The sequence below is a fragment of the Brevundimonas sp. genome (assembly GCF_016463295.1).
In the GTDB taxonomy this organism is placed as follows: Bacteria; Pseudomonadota; Alphaproteobacteria; order Caulobacterales; family Caulobacteraceae; genus Brevundimonas.
The window spans coordinates 1,688-23,359 of record NZ_JAEMRO010000008.1 but is presented as its reverse complement, the minus strand read 5'-3'; the positions used below and the strand labels follow the sequence as shown (position 1 = coordinate 23,359).

The following is a 21,672-nucleotide window of genomic DNA, read 5'->3' as shown; positions in this document are numbered from 1 at the left end:
TTGAACGGCGCGATTTCGAGACCTGAGCGCGGACCCACGTCAAAACGACAACGGCCGCCCCTGTCGTCAGGAGCGGCCGCTGGCCGTCGGAGAGAGATCGGGCCGATCAGTCGTCGCGGCCGTAATGCTGGATGCGGGTCGTGCGCAGGCCCTGCATGCCCCATTTGTCGATGGCCTTCTGCCAGGCCAGGAACTCCTCGGCCGTCAGGCGATAGCGGGCCAGGGCGTCCTCCAGGCTGATCAGGCCACCGCGAACGGCGGCGACCACCTCGGCCTTGCGGCGGATGACCCAGCGGTCCGTATGCGGCGGCGGCAGGTCGCGCAGCGTCAGCGGCGTGCCCGTGGGTCCCACGACATACTGTTCACCCTGGGTATTAAGACGTCGCTCTTGCAACATGGGCTTTTGCCTCATTCACCACCACACTGAGCAGGCAAGGTAGCGCGACCCGACTAAGGGCCGTTTAAGCGTCGTGGTGAAGGGAATCCTAAAATCCCGTCCGTCCACCCGCCTGGTTTTCATCGATCGGTCCATGCGCCGTTCCCCCCGTTCAGGCCTTTATCAGCGCTTAATGTTGATCAGTTCGGCCAGCATTTCGTCGGCCGTGGTGATGATCTTGGACGAGGCGGAATAGGCCCGCTGGGTGGTGATCAGGCCGGTGAACTCGGCCGACAGGTCCACGGTGGAGGCCTCCAGCTGCGAGGCGCCGATGAAGCCCGCGCCGCCCGTGCCCGCCGTCTTGAGGTTGAAGGTGCCCGAGCCGCGGCTGACGCGGTAGGCATTGCCGTCCTCGACCGTCAGATTGTCGGGGCTGGCGAAGGTGGCAATGGCGACCTGGGCGATACGGCGGGTCACGCTGTTGTCGAAAATGGCGGTGACGAAGCCTTCCTTGTCGATCTCGATGCTGGCCAGGTTACCGAAGGCGGTGCCGTTGGTGTTCACCGACTGGACGGCCGAGGCGCTGCTGTACTGGGTCAGGCCGCCGGCGGAGGCGTTCAGCGCCAGATTGATCGGCTGGGCCGCGATCCCCAGGCCGGTGGCCCACTTCACAGCGCCCGGTGCCGCTGCAGCGTCAGAGGCTCCGATGTTCAGGGTGGCGGCGTTCAGATCCGGGAACAGGGCATTGGCACCCAAGGCTGCGGTCGCCGTGGGGTCCAGACGCCCGTCCTGGGTGAAGACGATCCGGCCGCTCTTGATCAGGCCGTTGGTTCCGCCCTCGATATCGGAAGCGGGCACGGCGTGAATCTCGGCATACCATTCGTTCGGGTTGACGCCCTTCAGGAAGGACAGGGCCACCGTCCGCTGGCCACCCTTGGAGTCCGAGACCGGGATCGACATGGTGAAGTCGGGCTTCACGCCCACGCCCGTGTCGGGGTCGTACATCGCCATGGAGTTGGTGGCCGGATCGTAGGCGTCGGCCCCGGCCGGAACGGTGGAAGCGGCGGTCGCCTCGGCCGAGATCGGCTGGCTGGACTGCAGGTTGGCGTTCAGCTGGGCGCGCGTGGTGGCCTCGGCGGCGCCGCCGACCGAGCCGATGTTGATCGACTGCAGGCGGTTGATGTCCGACGGGTCGGTGGCGATGTTGCCCTCGGAATCCACCGGCCAGCCCTGCAGATACAGGCCCGCCGTATTTTTCAGAAAGCCGAAGTCGTCGGGCGTGAAGGCTCCGGCGCGCGTGAACAGGCGCGCGTCGATCGGCGTCAGATTCTCGGGCTTTTCCGTCACGACGAAGAAGCCCTGACCGGCGATGCCCAGGTCGGTGCTGGAGGTCGTCCGCTGCAGCTGACCGCCCTGCGAGGTATAGTGGCGGGTGTTGGCGATCACGCCGCCGGCGGAATAGCCGGTTCCGGCGGACTGGCCGTTGATGACCGTCTGGAACTCGCTGGTCGTGCGCTTGTAGCCGACCGTGTTCACGTTCGCGATGTTCTGCGAGATCGAGGCCAGGGCGGCGGCGTTGGCGGACAGGCCGGAAACACCGGCCCACAGGGCGCTATTCAGAGACATGGCTCGGGTCCTTTACGAAAACAGTTTGAAGGGGTTCAGCGCCGAGGCGATGGAAGCCATCAGGCCGTCCTCGCTGTCGTCGTTCGCTGGCGTGGGGGTGGGCGTGGCCGTCCGGTTTTCTTCTAGGGCGATCACGGTAGAGAGCGGAAGGATCGAGTTGCCGACGGTCAGATAGGCCTCACCATTGTACATCTCGACGCCGGTGATCCGGCCGCGGGTCAGGACCTGGCTGTCGACCGTGCCGCCGGTCGCATTGTTGGCGACGATCTTCAGGGTGTAGACGCCGCCTTCGGTGGCATTGACGCCGCTGGTGGTCTTGCCGTCCCAGGTGAAGTCGTGAACGCCGGTGGACTTGTCGGGGGCGGTGCCTTCCCAGACGACCTTGCCCGTCGAATCCAGCACCTGCAGCTTGGCGTCGGTGGCGGTGTTGGCCAGCTCATAGCTCCAGGTCGCCTTGCCGTCGGTCAGCTTGGTGGCGGCCCAGGCGGCGGTGGCGTCCTTGCCGATGTAGTTGGCCGCATTGGCCAGGCTGCCGCCACCCTGACCGGCGACCAGGGATTTCAGCAGGTCGTTGGTCAGCAGCTGCTGCTCCACGCCCGCCATCTGGGTCAGCTGGGCCGTGAACTGGTTGGAATCGACCGGGGACAGCGGATCCTGGTTCTTCAGCTGTGACGTCAGCAGCGTCAGGAAGGTCTCGAAGTTCGAGGCCAGCATGGTCGAGCCGGAGTTGATCCGGGTCGTGGCGGTATTGGTGCTGATGGAATCGACCATCGGTTAAACCTTCAAATCCACGCCCGAGGGCGAGAGGGACAGCGACATCCAGCGCGGCGGCTGGGCAACATCGATTTCGGCATTCAGGCGTGAGGCGGCGGAGAAGGCGCGGTTCTGGCGCTGGTTGTCGTTGTGGTCGGACGAGCCCCGGTCGAAGGCGCTGGAGCCGCTGTCGCGCTCGGCGAATTCGAAGGCGTCGTCGGGGACGTGGAAGCCCGCGTCCTGAAGCTGACGACGCAGTTCGTCGGCCCGGCCACGCAGATCGGCGGCGGCTGCGGGGTTGTCGAACGCCATACGAGCGGCCAGGCGGCCCTCGGCATCGATCTCCAGCTTGACGTCGACCCGGCCCAGATCGTCGGGCGTCAGGGCCATCTCGAACCGGGTCGACCGGCCATCCAGCTTGCGGATGATCTGGGCGGCGATCTGGGCCGTGGCATCGATCGTGGCGCGCGACAGGGTCGACAGGCTGGCGTCGTGTGTGACGGTGGCCTCGGCATGGGCCCTGGCGGTGTCGAGAGAGGCGGATACGCCGTCGGTGCCGAGGTCGCCGGAGGGATCGGCCTGGCCTGCCAGCGCGGCAGTTGCAGGCGGCAGCGCGGACGCGTCGGTGGTGGTCTTGCCGGGCGTCGGTGCAGGTGTCGCGGGGGGGGCTGATGCGGTGGTGGTCACGGTCACGCCATCGGCAGACACCTTGGCCTCGCTCCCTTCGCGGGTCAGTCCGTCATGGGTGCGGCCCGTACGCTCGGACGCGGGTTTCAGTGGGGCCGGTGCGGGCGGCTGGACCTGGGGAACCGGTGGTGTCGTCGCGGCGGCCTTCTCGGCGGCGGCGGACGGCAGGGTCTGGGCGTCGTCGGTAGCGGCCTCGGAGGCTGCGGCCAGCAAGGCGGCTTCAGCAGCGTCGGCGGCGGTCACGTCTGGCAGGACAACCGGCGCGGTCGATGTCAGGGCTGCTGTGGACGCGGTTGCAACGACCGGCATCGGCATGACCGGCAGGGGCATTACGGGGGGCTGATCGTCCGTCTTCACCGCGACGTCGGACGCAGGTGAATCAGCTTCCACAGCGGGGCCGGGGAAGGTGAGGGCGACATCCGGTACCTTGGTGCCGACAGTCTCGTCCGCCGGGGCGGGGGGCTGGGTCTGGATGGTGCCCAGACCGGTCGGGTCGGTCAGGGTGCCGGGTGTGCTGCCGTCCAGGGCGATCAGCTTGTTCGTGGCCTTGGTTGTGTCACGTGGCGGCTGTGTGGTCGGCTGCGGTGGGATGCTGTCGTCAGCGCCGCCGTCGCCCGCCCCGACATCGGACAGCAGGCCGCCAAAGATCGACGCATCGGCATCGCCCGCAGCCTGCACAGGCATCAGAGCGGAGGGCGCGATCAGATTGAGGACGGCGGAGGCTGACATGAAACCGTGACGGCTCGCGGTGAAGCGAGAGGACGAGGGCGCCTGCTGCGCCGGACATTCGGCAGCTCCGCCGCAAGTCGCGGGCCAAAGTGCGCAGCCAGACACAAGCATCTGTATTCAAACAACAAATCCCCACCCCTGTCGCCGACGTGGCCCAAACGGCTGTGATCAATCTTGCCGCGTGGTGACGGTATTTGCCCGGTAGGCAGGGCGATTTACGTCGCTTGTCCGTCTGGCCCGCCGCTTGCGCACCTGATCGGTCATGACCCAGGCGCGAAACACGATCTTGCGTAATATCAGTGACTTGACGGAAGCGCCCGCGCGCGCCGCCGGGCAAAAAGCGCATGTGGCATGGCAGGCTTTGCCGAGTGCCGCCCGTGACGGAGGGCCGGTCGCATGACCCTGAACGCCATCATGAATACGGCCAGCAGTGGCCTGTCGGCGGCCCAGACCCAGCTTCGGGTGATCTCGGACAACGTCTCCAACGTCAATACGCCGGGTTATGTCCGCAAGATCGCCGATCAGAAGACCCTGACGGGTACGGGCATCGGCTCGGGCGTCGAGATCGCGCGCATACGCCTGGCCACCGACACCTTCCTGCAGGCGGCCAGCATGAAGGCAGGCGCTGAATCTGCCCGCCAGGCCGTGCGCTATGAACTGTACGACCGCATCCAGTCGCTGTTCGGCGATCCTGGCGGCGACAACGGCTTCTTCTCCCAGATCGACAGCCTGTTCTCGGCCTTTGCGGCCAGTGGCGAGAATCCGACGTCCTCGCCCAGCCGTCAGGACGCCCTGTTCAAGACCCAGGCCCTGTTCGACGAGGCCGGGCGGATCAGCAAGCAGATCGATGCCGTCCGTCAGGACGCCGACGCCCGCATCCTCAGCGCGGTCGAAAAAGCCAACAGCCTGCTGGAACAGATCGAGGGGCTGAATCTGGAGATCGCCCGCGCCTCGGCGACCAAGGGCGACTCATCCGGAGCCCAGAGCGCACAGTCCGCCCTGCTGGGCGAACTGTCCAAGCTGATGGATGTGCAGATCACCCAGAGGCCTATCGGCGGTGTGACCGTGCGAACCAATGGCGGGGCCATGCTGGCCGGCCAGGGCGTGGGCAGGATCAGCTACAACCCGACGGGCACGGTCACCAGCACCAGCGCCTTCAACGAAATCTATGTCACCGAGCCCAGCGGCCAGAAGCGGGCCCTGCTGGACGGCATCACCTCGGGCGAGATCAAGGGCCTGGTCGAGCTGCGCGACGTGGACGCGCCCGCCGCCGCCGCCCGGCTGGCCGAACTGGTCAGCCATGTCGCCGACGAGCTGAACCGCGCGCACAATGCCAATACCGCCGTGCCGGCCCCTAACCGCCTGACCGGACGCAATGTCGGCCAGTCGCTGGAGACGGCGCTGACCGGCTTCACCGGCCAGACGACGATCGCGGTGGTGAATGCTTCGGGTGTGATCCAGAACCGCGCCGACATCGTCTTCTCGGGCGCGACCATGACGATCAACGGCGTCGCGGCCGACCCGACAACCTTCCTGGCGACGCTGAACAGCCAGCTGGGCGGGGCGACGGCCAGCTTCGTCGACGGCAAGCTGAGCATCCAGGCTCCCGCGGGCAACGGCATCTCCATCGCCGACCCGGCAGGTGTCGCCTCGAACAAGGCGGGGCGGGGCTTCTCCCACTATTTCGGCCTGAACGATCTGGTCGGCACCGACACCCCGGCCATCTATGACACCGGCCTGACCGCCGCCTCGGCCCACGGCTTCACCGCCGGCGAGACGATGAGCTTCCGCTTCACCGACGAGCGCGGCGCACGCATCCGCGACATCGAGGTGGCCGTTCCCGCGGGCGGCACGGTCGGCGATCTGCTCACGGCCCTGAACGACCCGATCACCGGCATCGGTCGCTATGGCAGCTTCTCGCTCGGGGCCGACGGGGCGCTGAACTATACCGGCGCGGGCAATCCGTCGCCAAGCATGAGCGTGCTGGACGATCGCACGCGGCAGGTGCCGTCCGGCGTCTCGGTCTCGGCCCTGTTCGGGATCGGGGAAGGGACGCGGGCCTCGCGCGCAGACAGCTTCACCATCCGCTCCGACATTCGCACCAGCCCGGCCAATCTGGCCCTGGCCCAGCTGAACCTGGGCGCAGCCGCAGGATCGGCGGCCCTGACCAGTGGCGACGGACGCGGAGCCCTGCTTCTGGCCGACGCCGGTCAGCGCACCAGCGCCTTCCAGTCGGCGGGCGGGGCCGCGGGCGGGTCGATGTCGGTGTCGCGCTATGCGTCGGAACTGGCCGGCGATATCGGTGGCAAGGCCGCCGCCGCCAAGACCCGGGCCCAGACGGCCGACGCCTTGGCGACAGAAGCCAGCGCCCGGCAGATATCGCAGGAAGGCGTCAACCTGGATGAGGAGCTGGTGCTGATGACGACCTATCAGCAGGCCTTTAACGCCTCGGCCCGCATGATCCAGGCCGCCAAGGACATGTATGACACGCTGCTGGGGATGGTCTGATGACGCGCGTAGCCACATTCGGAAACTATCAGACGGCCCTGCTGAATCTGATGAACACCCAGATCAAGGCCAATGACGCCCAGGAACGGGTGTCGACCCAGAAGAATGCCACCGACCTGGTCGGCTTCGGCCGCCAGTCGGAGACCCTGACGGCGCTGAAGGGGTCTGCGGCGCGATTGCAGGGATTCCTCGACACCTCGAACTCGGTGGCAGCGCGTCTGACGTCGCAGGATCTGGCCATGAACCGCGTGGGCGAGGGCACCCAGGATATCCGCGCGGCCCTGGGCAATGCGATCGCCGCCGACAGCAGCGTGGGTCTGATGACCGAGCTGGAAGGTCTGTTCCAGACGGTGCGCGGCGGATTGAACACCAAGCACCAGGGCAACTATTTGTTCGCCGGATCCTCGGTCGATGTGGAGCCTCTGGCCGCCCAGACTATGTCGGACCTGACGACCGGTCCGCTCGCCGCCCAGTTCCGCAACGATACCCTCAAAACCGCCAGCCGCGTTGCCGAGGGCACGACGCTGGAGACCGGCGTCCTGGCCAGTGACCTGGGCACCGACACCCTGGCCATTTTGCGCGACATCCAGGCGTTTCACGAAGGGCCGCAAGGACCGCTGACCGGCAAGCTGACCGAGGCGCAGAAGACCTTTCTGACCAGCCAGCTGACCCTGCTGGATCAGGCGGGAAAGGCCGTGACGGAAAAGACCGCCATGACCGGGGCCCAGGCCAATCAGGTCGACAATCTGATCGCCAGCCACAAGGATCAGATCGCCTCTCTGGACGGACTGGTCGCGGACCGCACCGACGCCGACATGCTGAAGGCGGTCACTGATCTGCAGCTGTCGCAGGTCGCCATCCAGGCCTCGGCCCAGGTGATCAGCCAGCTGCGCCAGTCGACCCTGCTCAACTATCTGAGCTGACGCGACATTTTGCCGAACGGCTACGCTGGACCTCACATCGTTATTGGAACATACCATGAACGATGGCGCAGCTCGATCTCAAGCGGAAACTGTCGATCTTGGCCGATGCGGCGAAATATGATGCCAGTTGTGCGTCGTCGGGCACCAGCAAGCGCGACTCCATGGGTGGCAAGGGCATCGGCTCGACCGAGGGCATGGGAATCTGCCACGCCTATACGCCGGACGGCCGCTGCGTCTCCCTGCTGAAGATCCTGCTGACAAACTTCTGCATCTACGACTGCGTCTATTGCATCAACCGCGCGTCCTCGAACGTGCAGCGGGCAAGGTTCGATGTAGACGAGGTCGTGTCGCTGACGCTGAACTTCTACAAGCGGAACTATATCGAAGGGCTGTTCCTGTCGTCGGGCATCATCCGTTCGGGCGACTATACGATGGAGCAGTTGGTTCTGGTGGCCAAGACGCTGCGGATCGGCCACGGCTTTCGAGGCTATATCCATCTGAAGCTGATCCCTGAGGCCGATCCCCGCCTGATCGAGGAGGCGGCGCTGTATGCCGACCGACTCTCGGCCAATATCGAACTGCCGCGCGACGAGGCCCTGCATCGGCTGGCCCCGCAGAAGGATGTGGCCGTCATCAAGAAGGCGATGAGCCAGGTGCGGCTGGGCGTCGAGGCCGCCAAGCCGTCGAAGAAAGAGCGCATCAAGCCGCCGAAGTTCGCGCCTGCGGGTCAGTCGACCCAGCTGATCGTGGGGGCGGATGGTGCGCCGGACACCGAGATTATCGACCGGTCGGCCTCGCTGTACGGAGGCTACGGCCTGCGCCGCGTCTACTATTCCGCCTTTTCGCCGATCCCGGACGCGTCCAGCGTCCTGCCTCTCACCAAGCCGCCGCTGATGCGTGAGCATCGGCTGTATCAGGCCGACTGGCTGATGCGGTTCTATGGCTTTTCACCGCCCGAGATCGGCGAGGCGACGGTGGACGGCATGCTGGATCTGGCCATCGATCCCAAGCTGGCTTGGGCCCTGAACAGCCGGGCGCAATTCCCCGTCGATGTGAACACGGCCCCGCGCGAAATGCTGCTGCGCGTGCCCGGCCTGGGTGTGAAGTCGGTCAACCGGATCGTGCAGGTGCGGCGCTGGCGCACCCTGCGGCTGGAGGACATCGGGCGGCTGTGCCGGGGCATCGACAAGGTGCGCCCCTTCATCACCGCCCTGGACTGGACGCCGGGCGGGCTGACCGATGCCGCCGACCTGCGCGCGCGCCTGACGCCGGTGGAGAAGCCGGTGCAGCTGAGCCTGTTTTGATGCGGGTCGCCACCCTGGCCAACGAGATCGACTTCGATGGCTGGCGCAAGGCTGCGCGCGCCTTTCGGCTGGAGGGGGTTGAGCCGTCGCAGGCGCGCTTCGTGGTGGCGGGAGGCGAAGATCAGGGCGGGCTGTTCGATGCTCCTCTAACCGCTCATCCCGGCGAAAGCCGGGACCCAGTGATGTCCAGCGAGAAGCACGCGTTTCAGGATGTGGGTCCGTGCGAACAGGTGACCGCTCCGTCACCCAAAGAACTGGGTCCCGGCTTTCGCCGGGATGAGCGGAAAAAAGAGACAGCATTCGCGGTGCCCAAGGCCTTCGTCGATCTGGCACAGGCCGTAATCCTGCATCGCTCGGCCGACCGGTTCGACCTGCTGTATCGCCTGCTCTGGCGACTGCGGGACGAGCCGGACCTGATGAAAGTGGTCACCGACGTCGATGTCGCCGACGCCTTTGAGCGGGCCAAGAATGTCAGCCGGGCCAGCCACAAGATGAAGGCCTTCGTCCGCTTCCGGGAAGTTCAAGACGATCAGGGCGAGGCCTGGGTCGCATGGTTCGAACCGGCTCACCGCGTGTTGGAGCGTACCGCCCCCTTCTTCATGCGGCGGTTCACGACCATGCGCTGGTCCATTCTGACGCCTGACGGCTGCGCCTTCTGGGATGGGCAAGTCCTGACGTTCGGCCCGCCGGCCACGCGCGACATGGCCCCGACCGAGGATGAGATCGAAGAGTTCTGGAAAACCTACTATGCCTCGACCTTCAATCCGGCGCGGCTGAAGACCGGCACCATGCAGGGCGAGATGCCCAAGCGCTATTGGAAGAACCTGCCCGAGGCAGCGCTGATCCCGGAACTGATCGCCCAGGCTGCGGTTCGGGAAGACAGAATGGTCGCCGCCCCCGCCTCCACCCCCAATCCGCGTCTGGCCCAGACCCTGTCGCCAATCGTGCGCAAGGGCGAGGTCGCCGAGGACTATTTGCCGACCTCGCTGGAGGATCTGAACCGCGCCGTCCAGGGCTGTCGACGCTGTCCGCTGTGGCGCGATGCGACGCAAGGGGTGTGCGGCGTGGGCACGACGGCCGCGCCCTTGATGATCGTCGGCGAACAACCCGGCGATCAGGAGGATCTGGCAGGTCAGCCCTTCGTGGGCCCCGCCGGTCAGGTGCTGAACAGCGCGCTGGACGAGGTCGGCATCGACCGCGATCAGGCCTTCGTCACCAATGCCGTCAAGCATTTCAAGCACGAGCCGCGCGGCAAGCGCCGACTGCACAAGACCCCGGTGGCGGGCGAAGTTACCGCCTGTCGCTGGTGGCTGGACAGCGAGCGGCGACTGGTCAAACCGCGCCTGATCGTGGCCCTGGGCGCGACGGCGGCGCTGGGTGTGCTGGGCCGCAAGGTGGCGATCGGCAAGGAGCGAGGCCATCTGATCGCGCTGGACGACGGCGCGACCCTGATGATCACGGCCCACCCGTCCTATCTGCTGCGCATTCCGGACGAGGCCGGGCGGGCGGCGGAAAGGCTGCGGTTCGTCGAGGATCTGGCGCGCGTCCGCGACACACTCTGAGACGTATCGATCTCTGTGGCTGAACGAATACGGCGTGGCCGCGTTGTCATCGGCTGATGAGCTTTGCCGTGGCCAAAGCCGACGGGGCGATTTAGGTAGAGGCATGGCCGCAGCGGACTTTCAGATCGACGAAAATGGCGCGGCCGGCCTGACCCTGCGGCTGACCGGCGACTGGACGGCGACCGAGCTGGGCCGCGTGTCGCGGCGTCTGGACGAGCAGTTGCATGAGCGCTGCGTCGATGCAGTGGACCTGAAGGATCTCGGCCGTTTCGACACCGCCGGGGCCCTGGCGATCGTTCAGGCCTCCAACTGCGTCCTGCCTGAAAAGGCCTGGTCCGAGCGCCCTGAAGCGGGCCGCACCTATGCCATGGTCGAGAAGCTGGAGCGCGAAAGCGCGCCGCCGCCGCGCCGCCCGCTGCCCGTCGTTCGGTTCTTCAGCAAGATCGGCCTGGGCGTCCACGACATCGCCATGGAGGCCATGCTGTCCATGGCCTTCCTGGGCCGGTTGATCGTGGCGGTGGGGACGGCGTTCAAGCATCCCGGTCGCATCCGCTGGGCCGCCTGGTTCAGTCAGGGCGAACGCGCCGGGCTGGACGCCATGCCCATCATCGCGGTCACCAACTTCTTCATCGGCGCGGTCATCGCCTTGCTGGGGGCCAATCTGCTGTCGCAGCTTGGGGCGGGCGTGTTCACGGTCCAGCTGGTCGCCGTGTCGGTCCTGCGTGAACTAGCCGTTCTGATCACCGCCATCCTTCTGGCCGGTCGCTCGGCCTCGTCCTTTGCGGCCGAGATCGGCTCCATGCGAATGACGCAGGAGGTCGACGCCATGCAGGTCATGGGCGTCAATCCGTTTCAGGCCCTGGTCATTCCGCGACTGGCGGCCATGGTCATCATGATGCCGCTCCTGACGTTCGTGGGCATCGTGACGGGCCTGTTCGGAGGCTTGCTCGTGACCTGGGGCGTCCTGGGCTATGGCCCGATCTTCTTCATCCAGCAGATGTCGCAGGACCCGATGATGGGCAATCACCTGCTGGTCGGCATGGTCAAGGCACCCGTGTTTGCCATCGTCGTGGCCGCCATCGGCTGCCGCCAGGGTATGGCCGTAGCCGGCGACGTCGAGAGCCTGGGGCGCCGGGTGACCGCCGCCGTGGTGCAGGCCATCTTCGCCATCATCTTCCTGGATGCCGTCTTCGCCATGATCTTCATGGAGCTGAACCTGTGACGGATACTCTGAACAAGACCGAAGCCGCCGCTCCGGCAGGCGACAAGCCGGAAAACCTGATCGAGGTGCGTGGTCTGGTCAGCCAGTTCGGCGATCAGGCCCCCATTCACGAGAACCTCGATCTGGACGTGGTCCGGGGCGAGGTCCTGGGCGTGGTCGGCGGCTCCGGTACCGGCAAGACGGTGCTGCTGAACACCATCATCGGCCTCAAGGAGCCCGAGGCCGGCTCCATCAAGATCTTCGGGCATGAAACGGCCGATATGACCAAGGCCCAGGCCGCCGACATTGAGCGCCGAACGGGTATCCTGTTCCAGCAGGGGGCCCTGTTCTCGTCGCTCAGTGTGCTGGACAACGTCGCCTCGCCGCTGGTGGAGCACACCAACCTGTCCAAGGCCGTGATCCGAGAGCTGGCCGAGATGAAGATCGCCATGGTGGGTCTGAAGCCCGAGGTGCATCATCAGAAGCCGGCCGAGCTGTCGGGCGGCATGAAGAAGCGCGTCGGCCTGGCCCGTGCCTTGGCGCTGGACCCGGAACTGGTGTTTCTGGACGAGCCGACGGCCGGTCTGGACCCTATCGGGGCGGCGGCCTTCGACGATCTGATCCGCCAGCTGTCGGACGATTTGGGCCTGACCGTCTTCATGATCACCCACGATCTGGACAGCCTTTACGCCATCACCGACCAGGTGGCCGTCCTGGCCGACAAGCACGTTGTCGCCAAGGCGCCGGTCCGCGAGTTGGAACGCTCGGACCATCCCTGGATCAAGGAATATTTCCTGGGACCGCGCGGACGCGCCGGTTCCGGATCGAAAGCGGCCTGAGGAGAGCCGACCCATGGAAAGAGACGCACACTACGCCGCCGTCGGCATCGCCACCGTCGCCCTTCTGGCGGCACTGGCGGTCTTCGCCATCTGGTTGGCCCGCCTGCAATTCAACAACGACTACGACGTCTATGACATCGTCTTCTATGGCCCCGTGCGCGGCCTGTCGGAAGGCGGCGAGGTCCACTTCAACGGCATCCGCGTGGGCGAGGTCACCGATCTGAATCTGGATCCCAACAAGGGCGATCAGGTCATCGCGCGTATTCGCGTGGATGGCACCACGCCCGTGCGTGTCTCCTCGCGCGCCCAGCTGGAACCGCAGGGCATCACCGGCCTGAACTATATCCAGATCACCGCAGGCGATCCCAACAGCGCCATCCTGAAGACTCAGTATCCGGATAATGTCATTCCGGTGATCCAGAGCCAGCCGTCGCCGATCGCCGAACTGCTCAGTGGGTCCGGCACGGTGCTGGCCCAGACGGTTGATGCGTTGAACCGCATCAACCGCGTGCTGTCCGACGACAACGTTCGCAGCTTCTCGACCAGCCTGAAAAATGTCGAGTCCCTGACCGCCGAACTGGAAGCGCGCAAGGGCATGTTCGAGCAGCTGGAGCAGGCCCTGACCAAGGCCAATTCCGCCATCGGCGAATATGAGGCCCTAGGGGCCGAGGCGCGTCGTCTGGTCGAGACCGACGGCCGCTCTGCGGTGGCCAATATCAACAAGGCTGCCGAGGATGCCCAGAAGGCCATCGCCACCATCAACCGCACGGCCGAGGGAGTGGAGGGTCCGCTGACCGACTTCACCGCCACTGGCCTGCCGCAACTGCAACAGTCGATCCAGGGGCTGGAAGACGCCACGCGTTCGCTGGAAGGCCTCGTCGATGAGGTCCGTGCCAGCCCGCGTGACTTCATCGGCCGCGCCCCGACCCGTGAACTGGAGGTTCAACCGTGATCCGTTCTCACCTGCTTCGCCCATCCCTCATGCGTTTGGCCGCTGTCGGCGCGACCGCCATCTCCCTGTCGGCCTGCGCCCTGCTGTCCAGCCCGGACCCGGTCCAGACCTATCGCTTTGGCGGGGTGTCGGGTCAGGCGGCGACACTGGTGGCCGATCCGATCCTGGTGTCCATGCGTCGCGCCGAAATGCCGGCGGCGTCGGAGGGCGACAAGCTGCTGGGCGTCACCGGCACGGAGACGGCTTATATCGGCGGGGCGCGTTGGATTTCGCCTGCGTCCGACCTGTTCACCGCCAGTCTGGAAAACGCCTTCGCCAGCCAGGCGACGCGCGTGCGACTGATCGGCCCACGCGAACTGGCCCGCAGCACTCGCTCGCTGGACATCGACGTGCGCTCTTTCGAGACCCGCTATCCGGCTCCGGAGGCCGTGCCGACGATTGTCGTCTCGGCCCGCGTGCGTCTGCTGACCCTGCCCGAGCGGCAGGTGAAGGTGGAGCGCATCTTCACGGTCGAACAGCCCGCCACCGCCAATCGCGTCGGGGCTATCGTCGAGGCCTATGATCTGGCCACGCGCGACCTCAACACCCAGATCGTGGCCTGGACCGAGGCGAACGCGGCCTGACGCCGATCAGGCCAGGCCGGGCGCGATCGTATAGGTCGCCTCGGTCCTGGCCGCGACCTCGTCCAGGGTTACGCCGTCGGCCAGTTCGATCAGCTCCAGGCCTGCGCCATCCGGCTTGACGTCGAAGACGGCGAGATCGGTGATGATGCGGCTGACGACGCCTGTCCCGGTCAGAGGCAAGGTGCAAGCCTTCAGCACCTTGGACTGGCCGTGTTTGTTGGCGTGATCCATGACGACCACGACGCGCTTCACGCCTGCGACAAGGTCCATGGCCCCGCCCATGCCCTTCACCAGCTTGCCGGGGATCATCCAGTTGGCGATGTCGCCGTTCTCGGCGACCTCCATGGCCCCCAGGATGGACAGATTGATATGGCCGCCGCGGATCATGGCGAAGCTGTCGGCGCTGCTGAAATAGGCGCTTTCCGGGATCTCGGTGATCGTCTGCTTGCCGGCATTGATCAGGTCGGCATCGACGTCCTCGTCATAGGGAAACGGACCCATCCCCAGCATGCCGTTCTCGGACTGCAGCGTGACCTCCATCCCCTCGGGAATGTAGTTGGCGACCAGTGTCGGGATGCCGATGCCCAGGTTCACATAGAAGCCGTCCTGCAGCTCTATCGCGGCGCGTTCAGCCAGTTGTTCGCGGGTACGGGGCATGATTCAGGTCCTCATGGACAGTGTCGGCCAGGCCTTGATCGTTCCGATCAGGAACGCCAGGCCCAGCACTAGGACGATTAGAGACGATACGGTGATGAAGGTCGGCGAATGCTCCGCCCTCCAGACGCCCGGCACAAAGGCCGCGGCAGCACGCAGCAACAGAACCAGGGTTATGGCGATCAGACCGATACGCAGCAAAGGCGGACGGGGCACCTGGCCCGCTGCGGCAAAGGCGAACCAGGCCCAGCCAAAAAGCACGATGGCGATGACTGCCGTCATGACATGCGGTTGCCAACGCCCCTGCTCGACAGCACGCGCCATGCCTTCGCCTGCGCCGAAGAACCGATACCAGTCCGGCCCGCCAACGATACAGGCCAGATGCACCACACCGGCCGCGAGGCTGCCCGCCCCTGCCACCAGAAGTGCGGGATTGGCGGGCAGTGTCACGCGACCTCGCGCGTACGCACTGTCCGCTGTTCGATCCGCTTCTCGAACGTGCCGACGAACAGGCGGTCGACGTAGACGCCCGGCGTATGAATGTGGTCGGGGTCCAGTGATCCGACGGGCACGATCTCCTCGACCTCGACCAGGGTGACCTTGCCGGCCGTGGCCATCATCGGGTTGAAGTTGCGAGCGGTCTTGCGGAACACCAGGTTGCCGCGCTCGTCGGCTTTCCACGCCTTGACGATGGCCAGGTCGGCGACCAGCCCGGTTTCCATCACATACTGCCGTCCGTCAAACTCACGCACCTCCTTGCCCTCGGCCACCAGGGTGCCGACGCCGGTGGCGGTGAAGAAGGCCGGGATGCCCGCGCCGCCCGCGCGGATGCGCTCGGCCAGTGTGCCCTGGGGGTTGAACTCCAGCTCCAGCTCGCCGGCCAGATACTGGCGCTCGAACTCCTTGTTCTCTCCGACGTAGGAACTGATCATCTTGGCGATCTGGCGCGTCTCCAGCAGCTGGCCCAGGCCGAAGCCGTCGACGCCCGCATTGTTGGAGATGACGGTCAGGCCCTTGACACCGCTGTCGCGCAGGCCCGCGATCAGGTTCTCGGGAATGCCGCACAGGCCGAAGCCGCCGGACATGACGGTCATGCCGTCGAACGTCAGCCCGTCCAGCGCCGCCCGCGCATCGGAGACAATCTTCCGCATCGCTTCCTCTTTTCATCTTTTGATGAATATCTGCTCTTCAGCCGTGTCTAGCTTTCCCCGCGCAGGGGGGCAAGCGCAAGGCGGTATGCGCGATGTGAGCGAGCAGGCCGACATCTTTCGTCAGGTGTGGGGGGCTGGAGAGACTCGGGAAAAAGGATAAAGGTCGCTGCGACATTCTGGCTTCCGGGAACCGTGAGTATGAGCGTGCGCAAGGTCATCAATGCCCTGACCCTGATCTTCGTGATCGGCGTCGTGGCGGGTTTGGCCCTGACTCCGGACGGACGGCAATGGCTGCGACATCCGACGTTGATGCTCGGCAATGGCCAGGCAGCTGAGGCTTCCGCGACCCCCGATGCGCCCACGCCTGCCCCGGCCGCCGATACCATCCGACCTGCCTTGCCGACGGCGGCCGTCGATGCCCGTACGGTCACCCCTCTGCCCCAGCGTCTGGCCCAAGGCCCGCTGAAGATCGGCGTGTTCGGCGACTCCATGGCGTCGGACCTCTACACCGGCCTGTACCGCGACATGCAGGCCTATCCGAACGTGACGGTCAGCAAGTTCACCCAGCCCGCGACCGGCCTGGCCCGCTACGACTTCGTGGACATTCAGGCCAAGACGCAAGGGCAACTGGCCAATGCTGATCTGGACGTCGCCATCATCGCCTTCGGCACCAATGACGGCCAGGGCATGGAGATCGACGGCACAGTCCATCCGTTTGGCAGCGACGGCTGGAAAGCCATCTACGGCAAACGGGTCGACGACCTCATCGCCTTGCTGAAAAGCCGTGACATCGCCGTCTACTGGGTCGGCAATCCGCGCATGCGCAGCGATGCCTTCAACGCCAAGATTCAGGTCATCAACGACCTGGTCCGCAGCCGCATGCAGGCCGCCAATGTCACCTTCATCGACATGGTGCCCCTGACCGCCGACGCGCAGGGCGGCTACGAGGCCTATGGCCAGGATGCGAACGGGCGCCGCGTCCTGATGCGCAAGGACGACGGCATGCACCTGTCGCTCGCGGGTGTGATGCATGTCAGCGGCAGCATCGTCGATCGTCTGGTGCGCGACGCGGGCTTGACCCGGCCGCAACCCACCGCCCAGCCTGCCGCCTGATCGCCGGGACCGACTAAATGCTGTTCCCAACCCTGGCCTTCGCGGTCTTCTTTCTGATCGTCTATTTCGCGACCTGGGCGTTGGGGGCGGAGAACCGGTCGCGCAAGCTCTTCCTCCTGCTGGCCAGCTGGTTCTTCTATGCCCAGTGGGACGAGCGGTTCGTCGCCCTGCTGATCCTGTCGGCGGTGCTGAACTGGGGCATTGCGGCGATGATCGCGCGGCGGGCCCCGGACCGGCGCAAATGGCTGCTGGTCCTAGGCGTCACGGCCAATCTGCTGATCCTGGGGACCTTCAAATACTACGGCTTCTTCGTGGAGCAGTTCGCCAACCTGCTGGCCCCGCTGGGCTGGGGGCGCGACATCCAGATCCTTCAGATCCTGCTGCCGGTGGGGATCAGCTTCTTCACCTTCCAGGGCATCAGCTATGTCGTGGACGTGCATCGCGGCACGACCCCACCGGCCAGGAGCCTGCTGGACGTCATGCTGCTGATGAGCTTCTTTCCGCATCTCGTCGCCGGGCCGATCGTGCGGGCCTCAGACCTGCTGCCCCAGTTCGACAAGGCTCCGCGCCTGACGCGCGAAGCCGCCACCTGGGGCCTGCTGCTGATCGTCTGGGGCCTGTTCAAGAAGTCGATCATCGCCACCGAGATTTCGGTCAATCTGGTCGATCCGGTCTTCTTCGATCCCTCGGCCTACAGCAGCGTCGACATCGCCTTTGCCGTCTATGGCTATGCGGTCCAGATCTATTGCGACTTCTCGGCCTATTCCGACATGGCGATCGGGATCGCGGCGCTCTTGGGCTATTCCTTCCCGCGCAACTTCGACCAGCCGTACCGGGCCAGTTCGATGCAGGACTTCTGGCGGCGCTGGCACATCAGCCTGTCCAGCTGGCTGCGCGACTATCTGTATATCCCGCTGGGTGGCGGCAAGAAGGGGCTGTGGGCCAGCTGCCGCAATGTCTTCATCACCATGCTGCTGGGTGGTCTCTGGCATGGTGCAGCCTGGACCTTCCTGGCCTGGGGTGCCCTGCACGGCTTCGTCCAGGTGGTCGAGCGGCTGGGTCGTTCCGCCTTGGGCAACCGCAAGGTCATGCCGACCGTCATCGGTGTTATCGTCACCTTCCACATCGTCTGCCTGGGCTGGATCCTGTTCCGCGCCGAGAGCTTCGGCATGGCTGTGGCGATGCTTCAGGGGCTGGGTCGACCCGGTCCCGTTCTGGCGCTGACGCCGCTGCTGCTGGTGCTGGTCGTCGGCGGCCTGGCCATGCATTGGCTGCCGCCGCGTGCGATCGAGGGGGTTGCGGTGCGGCTCAAGGAGGCTCCGGCCCTGACGTTTGGCTTGCTGCTGTCCGCCGCCTTCCTGATCCTGGAAGCGGCCCGCCCCGACGGCGTCGCCCCCTTTATCTATTTCCAGTTCTGAGGCGGGAGGCGTCATGACCCACGAGCCCGATCGCACACCACCGGCCACCCCCGCCGATCCCGTCAGCGACTGGATCCCGGAAGCCGACGCCCACGACCTGCGCACCTTTCGCGGGCGACTGCGCGCCTTCGGACGCAGCCTCTACCCGGCCGAGCCACCGCTGGATGCCGAGGCCACTGCGGCCGCCGACCGCCGCTGGACCGATGTCGTCATTCTGGTCGTCGCGGTCTTCATGCTGACGTTCAATGCGGTTTCGCCCCTGAACTGGTCGCGCGAACAGCCGCCGGGCTGGTGGTCCGTGACGGTCGGGCGGGTGTCGGAGGTCTGGGTCGATCAACTGGCCCAGGTCGGCACCGACATGCCGCGCCAGGGCATGCGCGACATCTGGCACAGCTGGCAGGACGCCCGCTTCCCCGGGCAGGAACCCGCCGAGCCGCGCCCGCCGACGTGAATATCTATAGTCCGCTCATCCCGGCGAAAGCCGGGACCCAGAGCTTTGGATGATCGGTGTCGCGGTGCGTGCGCGGTCGCTGGCCTGAAACACCCGCGCCAAGCTGGACGGAACTGGATCCCGGCTTTCGCCGGGATGAGCGGACGGGGAAGGGTTGACCCAAGGGCACGCCGACCCCTAGCGTGCCGCTCCCGTCGGGCTGGCGGGGTGTCATGGGACTGTTCTGAAATGCGTCATCGTCTGCTTGGCCGGGCCCTGCCCGCGTTCGTTCTTCTGGCCGCCTTTGCCGGTCCGGTCCTGGCCCAGGAGGCCCAGAACGGGGTCACCTACCAGCAGCCGCCCGCACCGATCGCCCAGATACTGGACACCAAGCCGACGCCGACCCCGTCGCTGAGCCCCGACGATCAGACGCTGGCCCTGTTTGACCGGTCGAACCTGCCGTCCATCGCCGAGCTGGCCGAGCCCATGCTGCGGCTGGGCGGCTACCGCATCAATCCGCGCAACAACGGCCCGGCCAACAGCCGCATCAGCTGGCTGACGGGCATGAGCTTCCAGCAGATCGAGGGCGGGGCTATCCGCCCGGTCAGCCTGCCTGCCGATGCGCGCTTCACCTCGCCCAGCTGGTCGCCGGACGGCAAGTCGGTGGCCTTCCTGATGGACGCACCGCAAGGGATGGAGCTGTGGGTTGCCGACGTCGCTGCCGCGACGGCGCGAAAGGTGGCCGATGGCTATGTCAACGCCGCAGCCGGTGCCGGCTTCGACTGGCTGCCCGACAACTCCGGTCTGGTGGTGCGCATGGTGCCTGCGGGGCGCGGCGCGGCCCCCGACACCACCCGTCCGCCGGCCGGCCCGACGATCTCAGAGACCGGCGGCCGTGCGGCCCCGACCCGGACCTATCAGGACCTATTGTCCGATGCGGGGGACGAGGCCCTGTTCGACCACTATTTCACCTCCCAGCTGGCGGTGGTGTCGCTGGACGGGACGGTCCGCCCGATCGGCCAGCCCGGCGTGATCCTGGGGGCGTCCGTGTCGCCTGACGGGGCGCATGTGCTCCAGACGCGCGTCAAGAAGCCCTACAGCTATGTGGTGCCCGCCGGCCTTTTCCCGTCCGAGGTGACGGTCACCGACCTGCAGGGTCGGGTCGTGCATCAGGTCGCCGACCTGCCCCTGCGCGACAACATCCCCACCCCGTTCGATTCCGTCGCGCCGGGCCCGCGCGCGGTCCAGTGGCGTGCCGATGCCCCCGCCACCCTGGTCTGGGCCGAAGCTCAGGACGGTGGCGACTCCCGCAGCGCCTCCGAAGTCCGCGACCGCGTCCTGATGCTGGCCGCGCCGTTCAACGGCCAGCCGGTCAAGCTGATCGATCTGGACGAGCGCTACGGCGGCGTCGACTGGGGTCGTGACGATCTGGCCATCGTCGGGAGCCGCTGGTTCAACACCCGCAATGAAACCCGCTATGTGGTCGATCCGTCAAACCCGGGTCAGGGCCGCGTCCTTCTGGAGCGCAACTATCAGGACCGTTACAACGACCCGGGATCGCCCGTGTCCCAGCCGACCGGCAATGGCTTCAACGTCATGCGCTTCACCCCCGACGGTTCGCGCGTCCTGATGACCGGCGCGGGTGCGACGCGGCAGGGGGAGTATCCCTTCCTGGCGGCGATGGACCTCAACACCGGCCAGTCCGAGCGGATATGGACCTCTGCTCCGGGGGCCTATGAAAGCCTGGTCGGCATTCTGGACGACGAGGGTCGCCGTCTGGTCACACGGCGCGAGACGAAGGACATGCCGGGCAACCTCTACATCCGCAGCCTGGACGACGATCAGACCGCCGCCCCGACCACAGCCCTGACCGCCTTCCCGGACCCCGCGCCGCAACTGGCCGGGGTGTCGCGCGAACTGATCACCTATACCCGCGCCGACGGCGTCCAGCTGTCCGGCACCCTGTATCTGCCCGCCGGCTACGACAAGGACCGCGACGGCCCGCTGCCGCTGGTCATGTGGGCCTATCCGGCGGAGTTCACCGACGCCGCCGTGGCCGGTCAGGTGGTCGATACCGACAACCGGTTCGTGCGTCCGGGCGGGTCCAGCCACCTCTTCCTGCTGACCCAGGGCTATGCCGTGCTGGACAATCCGACCATGCCCATCATCGGCGTGAACGGGGCCGAGCCCAACGACACCTATATCGAACAGCTGAGCGCCTCGGCCGAGGCGGCGGTCAAGGCGGTGGTGGATCGGGGCGTGGCCGATCCGGACAAGATCGCCGTGGGTGGCCACTCCTACGGGGCCTTCATGACTGCCAACCTGCTGGCGCACACCGACCTGTTCCGCACGGGGATCGCGCGTTCGGGGGCCTATAACCGGACCCTGACGCCTTTCGGCTTCCAGGCCGAGCAGCGCACCTATTGGGAGGCGACCGAGACCTATCAGGAGATGTCGCCCTTCACCTATGCCAACCGGGTCAATGAGCCGATCCTGCTGATCCACGGCGAGGCGGACGACAATTCCGGCACCTTCCCCGTGCAGTCGGAGCGCTTCTATGCCGCGCTGAAAGGGCAGGGGGCGACGGTGCGCTATGTCGTGCTGCCGCTGGAGGCCCACGGCTATCGCGCGCGCGAGTCCGTCGGCCATACTTTGTGGGAGACCGTTCGCTGGCTGGATCAGTACGTCAAGAATGCGGGCCCGCGTCAGGTGGCGGCAGCACCGGCGACGGCGGCATCGGGCACGCCCTGATTTCGTCGTCGCCGCGCTGCAACAATCTTGTTGCAACGCTGTTGTGTCTCGGTCCACCCTGACCGGACGCAT

The 21,672-nt window shown here is 66.2% G+C and carries 19 protein-coding genes; 12 read left to right on the top strand and 7 right to left on the bottom strand.

The genetic code is table 11. From position 1 onward, the window contains the following. Window positions 1–106: 106 nt before the first annotated feature. From JHC81_RS03910 to JHC81_RS03895, 4 genes are all read right to left on the bottom strand, one after another. Complete coding sequence (locus tag JHC81_RS03910; RefSeq protein WP_292170909.1) at window positions 107–397, bottom strand: DUF1153 domain-containing protein; 291 nt, start codon at window positions 395–397, stop codon at window positions 107–109. A gap of 162 nt (window positions 398–559) precedes the next feature. Then, entirely contained in the window at window positions 560–2,002 is a 1,443-nt protein-coding gene (flgE, locus tag JHC81_RS03905) for a flagellar hook protein FlgE (protein ID WP_292170908.1), read from the bottom strand. 12 nt (window positions 2,003–2,014) lie between these two features. Further along, window positions 2,015–2,773: a flagellar hook assembly protein FlgD gene (locus JHC81_RS03900; RefSeq protein WP_292170905.1), complete on the bottom strand. Its 759-nt coding sequence runs from the start codon at window positions 2,771–2,773 to the stop codon at window positions 2,015–2,017. Between the two features lie 3 nt (window positions 2,774–2,776). After that, window positions 2,777–4,171, bottom strand: coding sequence for a flagellar hook-length control protein FliK (locus JHC81_RS03895; RefSeq protein WP_292170902.1), 1,395 nt, complete (start codon window positions 4,169–4,171; stop codon window positions 2,777–2,779). Between the two features lie 396 nt (window positions 4,172–4,567). Here JHC81_RS03895 and flgK point away from each other — a divergent pair, with 396 nt between their 5' ends. The 8 genes from flgK to JHC81_RS03855 all read left to right on the top strand — a co-directional run bounded on the left by flgK (window position 4,568) and on the right by JHC81_RS03855 (window position 14,083). Next, complete coding sequence (gene flgK / locus JHC81_RS03890; RefSeq protein ID WP_292170900.1) at window positions 4,568–6,679, top strand: flagellar hook-associated protein FlgK; 2,112 nt, start codon at window positions 4,568–4,570, stop codon at window positions 6,677–6,679. Next, the gene (locus JHC81_RS03885; RefSeq protein ID WP_292170897.1) at window positions 6,679–7,602 is read left to right on the top strand and encodes a flagellin; all 924 of its coding nucleotides are present in this window, start codon (window positions 6,679–6,681) and stop codon (window positions 7,600–7,602) included. The genes flgK and JHC81_RS03885 overlap by 1 nt, the downstream gene beginning before the upstream one ends. A 62-nt stretch (window positions 7,603–7,664) precedes the next feature. Beyond that, a complete protein-coding gene (locus tag JHC81_RS03880) occupies window positions 7,665–8,906 on the top strand; it encodes a putative DNA modification/repair radical SAM protein (RefSeq protein ID WP_292170895.1) in 1,242 nt (413 codons plus the stop codon). After that, window positions 8,906–10,468 carry a UdgX family uracil-DNA binding protein gene (locus JHC81_RS03875; RefSeq protein WP_292170892.1) on the top strand — a complete coding sequence of 521 codons (1,563 nt, stop codon included), beginning with the start codon at window positions 8,906–8,908 and terminating at the stop codon, window positions 10,466–10,468. The genes JHC81_RS03880 and JHC81_RS03875 overlap by 1 nt, the downstream gene beginning before the upstream one ends. Window positions 10,469–10,571: 103 nt before the next feature. Continuing rightward, entirely contained in the window at window positions 10,572–11,690 is a 1,119-nt protein-coding gene (locus JHC81_RS03870) for an ABC transporter permease (RefSeq protein WP_292170890.1), read from the top strand. Between the two features lie 8 nt (window positions 11,691–11,698). Further along, the gene (locus JHC81_RS03865; RefSeq protein ID WP_292171021.1) at window positions 11,699–12,508 is read left to right on the top strand and encodes an ABC transporter ATP-binding protein; all 810 of its coding nucleotides are present in this window, start codon (window positions 11,699–11,701) and stop codon (window positions 12,506–12,508) included. Between the two features lie 13 nt (window positions 12,509–12,521). After that, window positions 12,522–13,460, top strand: coding sequence for an MlaD family protein (locus JHC81_RS03860; protein ID WP_292170889.1), 939 nt, complete (start codon window positions 12,522–12,524; stop codon window positions 13,458–13,460). Window positions 13,461–13,489: 29 nt separating this feature from the next. Continuing rightward, window positions 13,490–14,083 carry an ABC-type transport auxiliary lipoprotein family protein gene (locus JHC81_RS03855; protein ID WP_292170887.1) on the top strand — a complete coding sequence of 198 codons (594 nt, stop codon included), beginning with the start codon at window positions 13,490–13,492 and terminating at the stop codon, window positions 14,081–14,083. Window positions 14,084–14,089: 6 nt separating this feature from the next. On the opposite strand, the gene JHC81_RS03850 is transcribed toward JHC81_RS03855, so the two are convergent. The 3 genes from JHC81_RS03850 to JHC81_RS03840 are packed head-to-tail and all read right to left on the bottom strand — an operon-like array spanning window position 14,090 to window position 15,888. Next, window positions 14,090–14,740 carry a 3-oxoacid CoA-transferase subunit B gene (locus JHC81_RS03850; protein ID WP_292170886.1) on the bottom strand — a complete coding sequence of 217 codons (651 nt, stop codon included), beginning with the start codon at window positions 14,738–14,740 and terminating at the stop codon, window positions 14,090–14,092. Window positions 14,741–14,743: 3 nt separating this feature from the next. Continuing rightward, complete coding sequence (locus tag JHC81_RS03845) at window positions 14,744–15,187, bottom strand: hypothetical protein (protein WP_292170885.1); 444 nt, start codon at window positions 15,185–15,187, stop codon at window positions 14,744–14,746. Then, a complete protein-coding gene (locus JHC81_RS03840) occupies window positions 15,184–15,888 on the bottom strand; it encodes a CoA transferase subunit A (RefSeq protein ID WP_292170883.1) in 705 nt (234 codons plus the stop codon). Before JHC81_RS03840 ends, JHC81_RS03845 begins: the two co-directional genes overlap by 4 nt. A gap of 198 nt (window positions 15,889–16,086) precedes the next feature. Between JHC81_RS03840 and JHC81_RS03835 the strand changes: the two genes are divergently transcribed. The 4 genes from JHC81_RS03835 (at window position 16,087) to JHC81_RS03820 (ending at window position 21,600) form a co-directional block, all read left to right on the top strand. Then, a complete protein-coding gene (locus JHC81_RS03835; RefSeq protein WP_292170881.1) occupies window positions 16,087–17,001 on the top strand; it encodes a DUF459 domain-containing protein in 915 nt (304 codons plus the stop codon). 17 nt (window positions 17,002–17,018) lie between these two features. Then, a complete protein-coding gene (locus JHC81_RS03830) occupies window positions 17,019–18,419 on the top strand; it encodes an MBOAT family protein (protein WP_292170877.1) in 1,401 nt (466 codons plus the stop codon). A 13-nt stretch (window positions 18,420–18,432) separates the two neighbouring features. Next, a complete protein-coding gene (locus tag JHC81_RS03825; protein WP_292170874.1) occupies window positions 18,433–18,870 on the top strand; it encodes a hypothetical protein in 438 nt (145 codons plus the stop codon). Between the two features lie 228 nt (window positions 18,871–19,098). Further along, window positions 19,099–21,600: a prolyl oligopeptidase family serine peptidase gene (locus tag JHC81_RS03820; protein WP_292170871.1), complete on the top strand. Its 2,502-nt coding sequence runs from the start codon at window positions 19,099–19,101 to the stop codon at window positions 21,598–21,600. Window positions 21,601–21,672: the final 72 nt, after the last annotated feature.

Coding starts and splice junctions, on each gene's coding strand:
- JHC81_RS03875 (WP_292170892.1), top strand. CDS start 8,906: ATGCGGGTCGCCACCCTGGCCAACGAGATCGACTTCGATGGCTGGCGC.
- JHC81_RS03830 (WP_292170877.1), top strand. CDS start 17,019: ATGCTGTTCCCAACCCTGGCCTTCGCGGTCTTCTTTCTGATCGTCTAT.
- JHC81_RS03860 (WP_292170889.1), top strand. CDS start 12,522: ATGGAAAGAGACGCACACTACGCCGCCGTCGGCATCGCCACCGTCGCC.
- flgK (WP_292170900.1), top strand. CDS start 4,568: ATGACCCTGAACGCCATCATGAATACGGCCAGCAGTGGCCTGTCGGCG.
- JHC81_RS03895 (WP_292170902.1), bottom strand. CDS start 4,171: ATGTCAGCCTCCGCCGTCCTCAATCTGATCGCGCCCTCCGCTCTGATG.
- JHC81_RS03910 (WP_292170909.1), bottom strand. CDS start 397: ATGTTGCAAGAGCGACGTCTTAATACCCAGGGTGAACAGTATGTCGTG.
- JHC81_RS03855 (WP_292170887.1), top strand. CDS start 13,490: ATGCGTTTGGCCGCTGTCGGCGCGACCGCCATCTCCCTGTCGGCCTGC.
- JHC81_RS03885 (WP_292170897.1), top strand. CDS start 6,679: ATGACGCGCGTAGCCACATTCGGAAACTATCAGACGGCCCTGCTGAAT.
- JHC81_RS03870 (WP_292170890.1), top strand. CDS start 10,572: ATGGCCGCAGCGGACTTTCAGATCGACGAAAATGGCGCGGCCGGCCTG.
- JHC81_RS03835 (WP_292170881.1), top strand. CDS start 16,087: ATGAGCGTGCGCAAGGTCATCAATGCCCTGACCCTGATCTTCGTGATC.
- JHC81_RS03820 (WP_292170871.1), top strand. CDS start 19,099: ATGCGTCATCGTCTGCTTGGCCGGGCCCTGCCCGCGTTCGTTCTTCTG.
- JHC81_RS03880 (WP_292170895.1), top strand. CDS start 7,665: ATGGCGCAGCTCGATCTCAAGCGGAAACTGTCGATCTTGGCCGATGCG.
- flgE (WP_292170908.1), bottom strand. CDS start 2,002: ATGTCTCTGAATAGCGCCCTGTGGGCCGGTGTTTCCGGCCTGTCCGCC.
- JHC81_RS03900 (WP_292170905.1), bottom strand. CDS start 2,773: ATGGTCGATTCCATCAGCACCAATACCGCCACGACCCGGATCAACTCC.
- JHC81_RS03825 (WP_292170874.1), top strand. CDS start 18,433: ATGACCCACGAGCCCGATCGCACACCACCGGCCACCCCCGCCGATCCC.
- JHC81_RS03850 (WP_292170886.1), bottom strand. CDS start 14,740: ATGCCCCGTACCCGCGAACAACTGGCTGAACGCGCCGCGATAGAGCTG.
- JHC81_RS03840 (WP_292170883.1), bottom strand. CDS start 15,888: ATGCGGAAGATTGTCTCCGATGCGCGGGCGGCGCTGGACGGGCTGACG.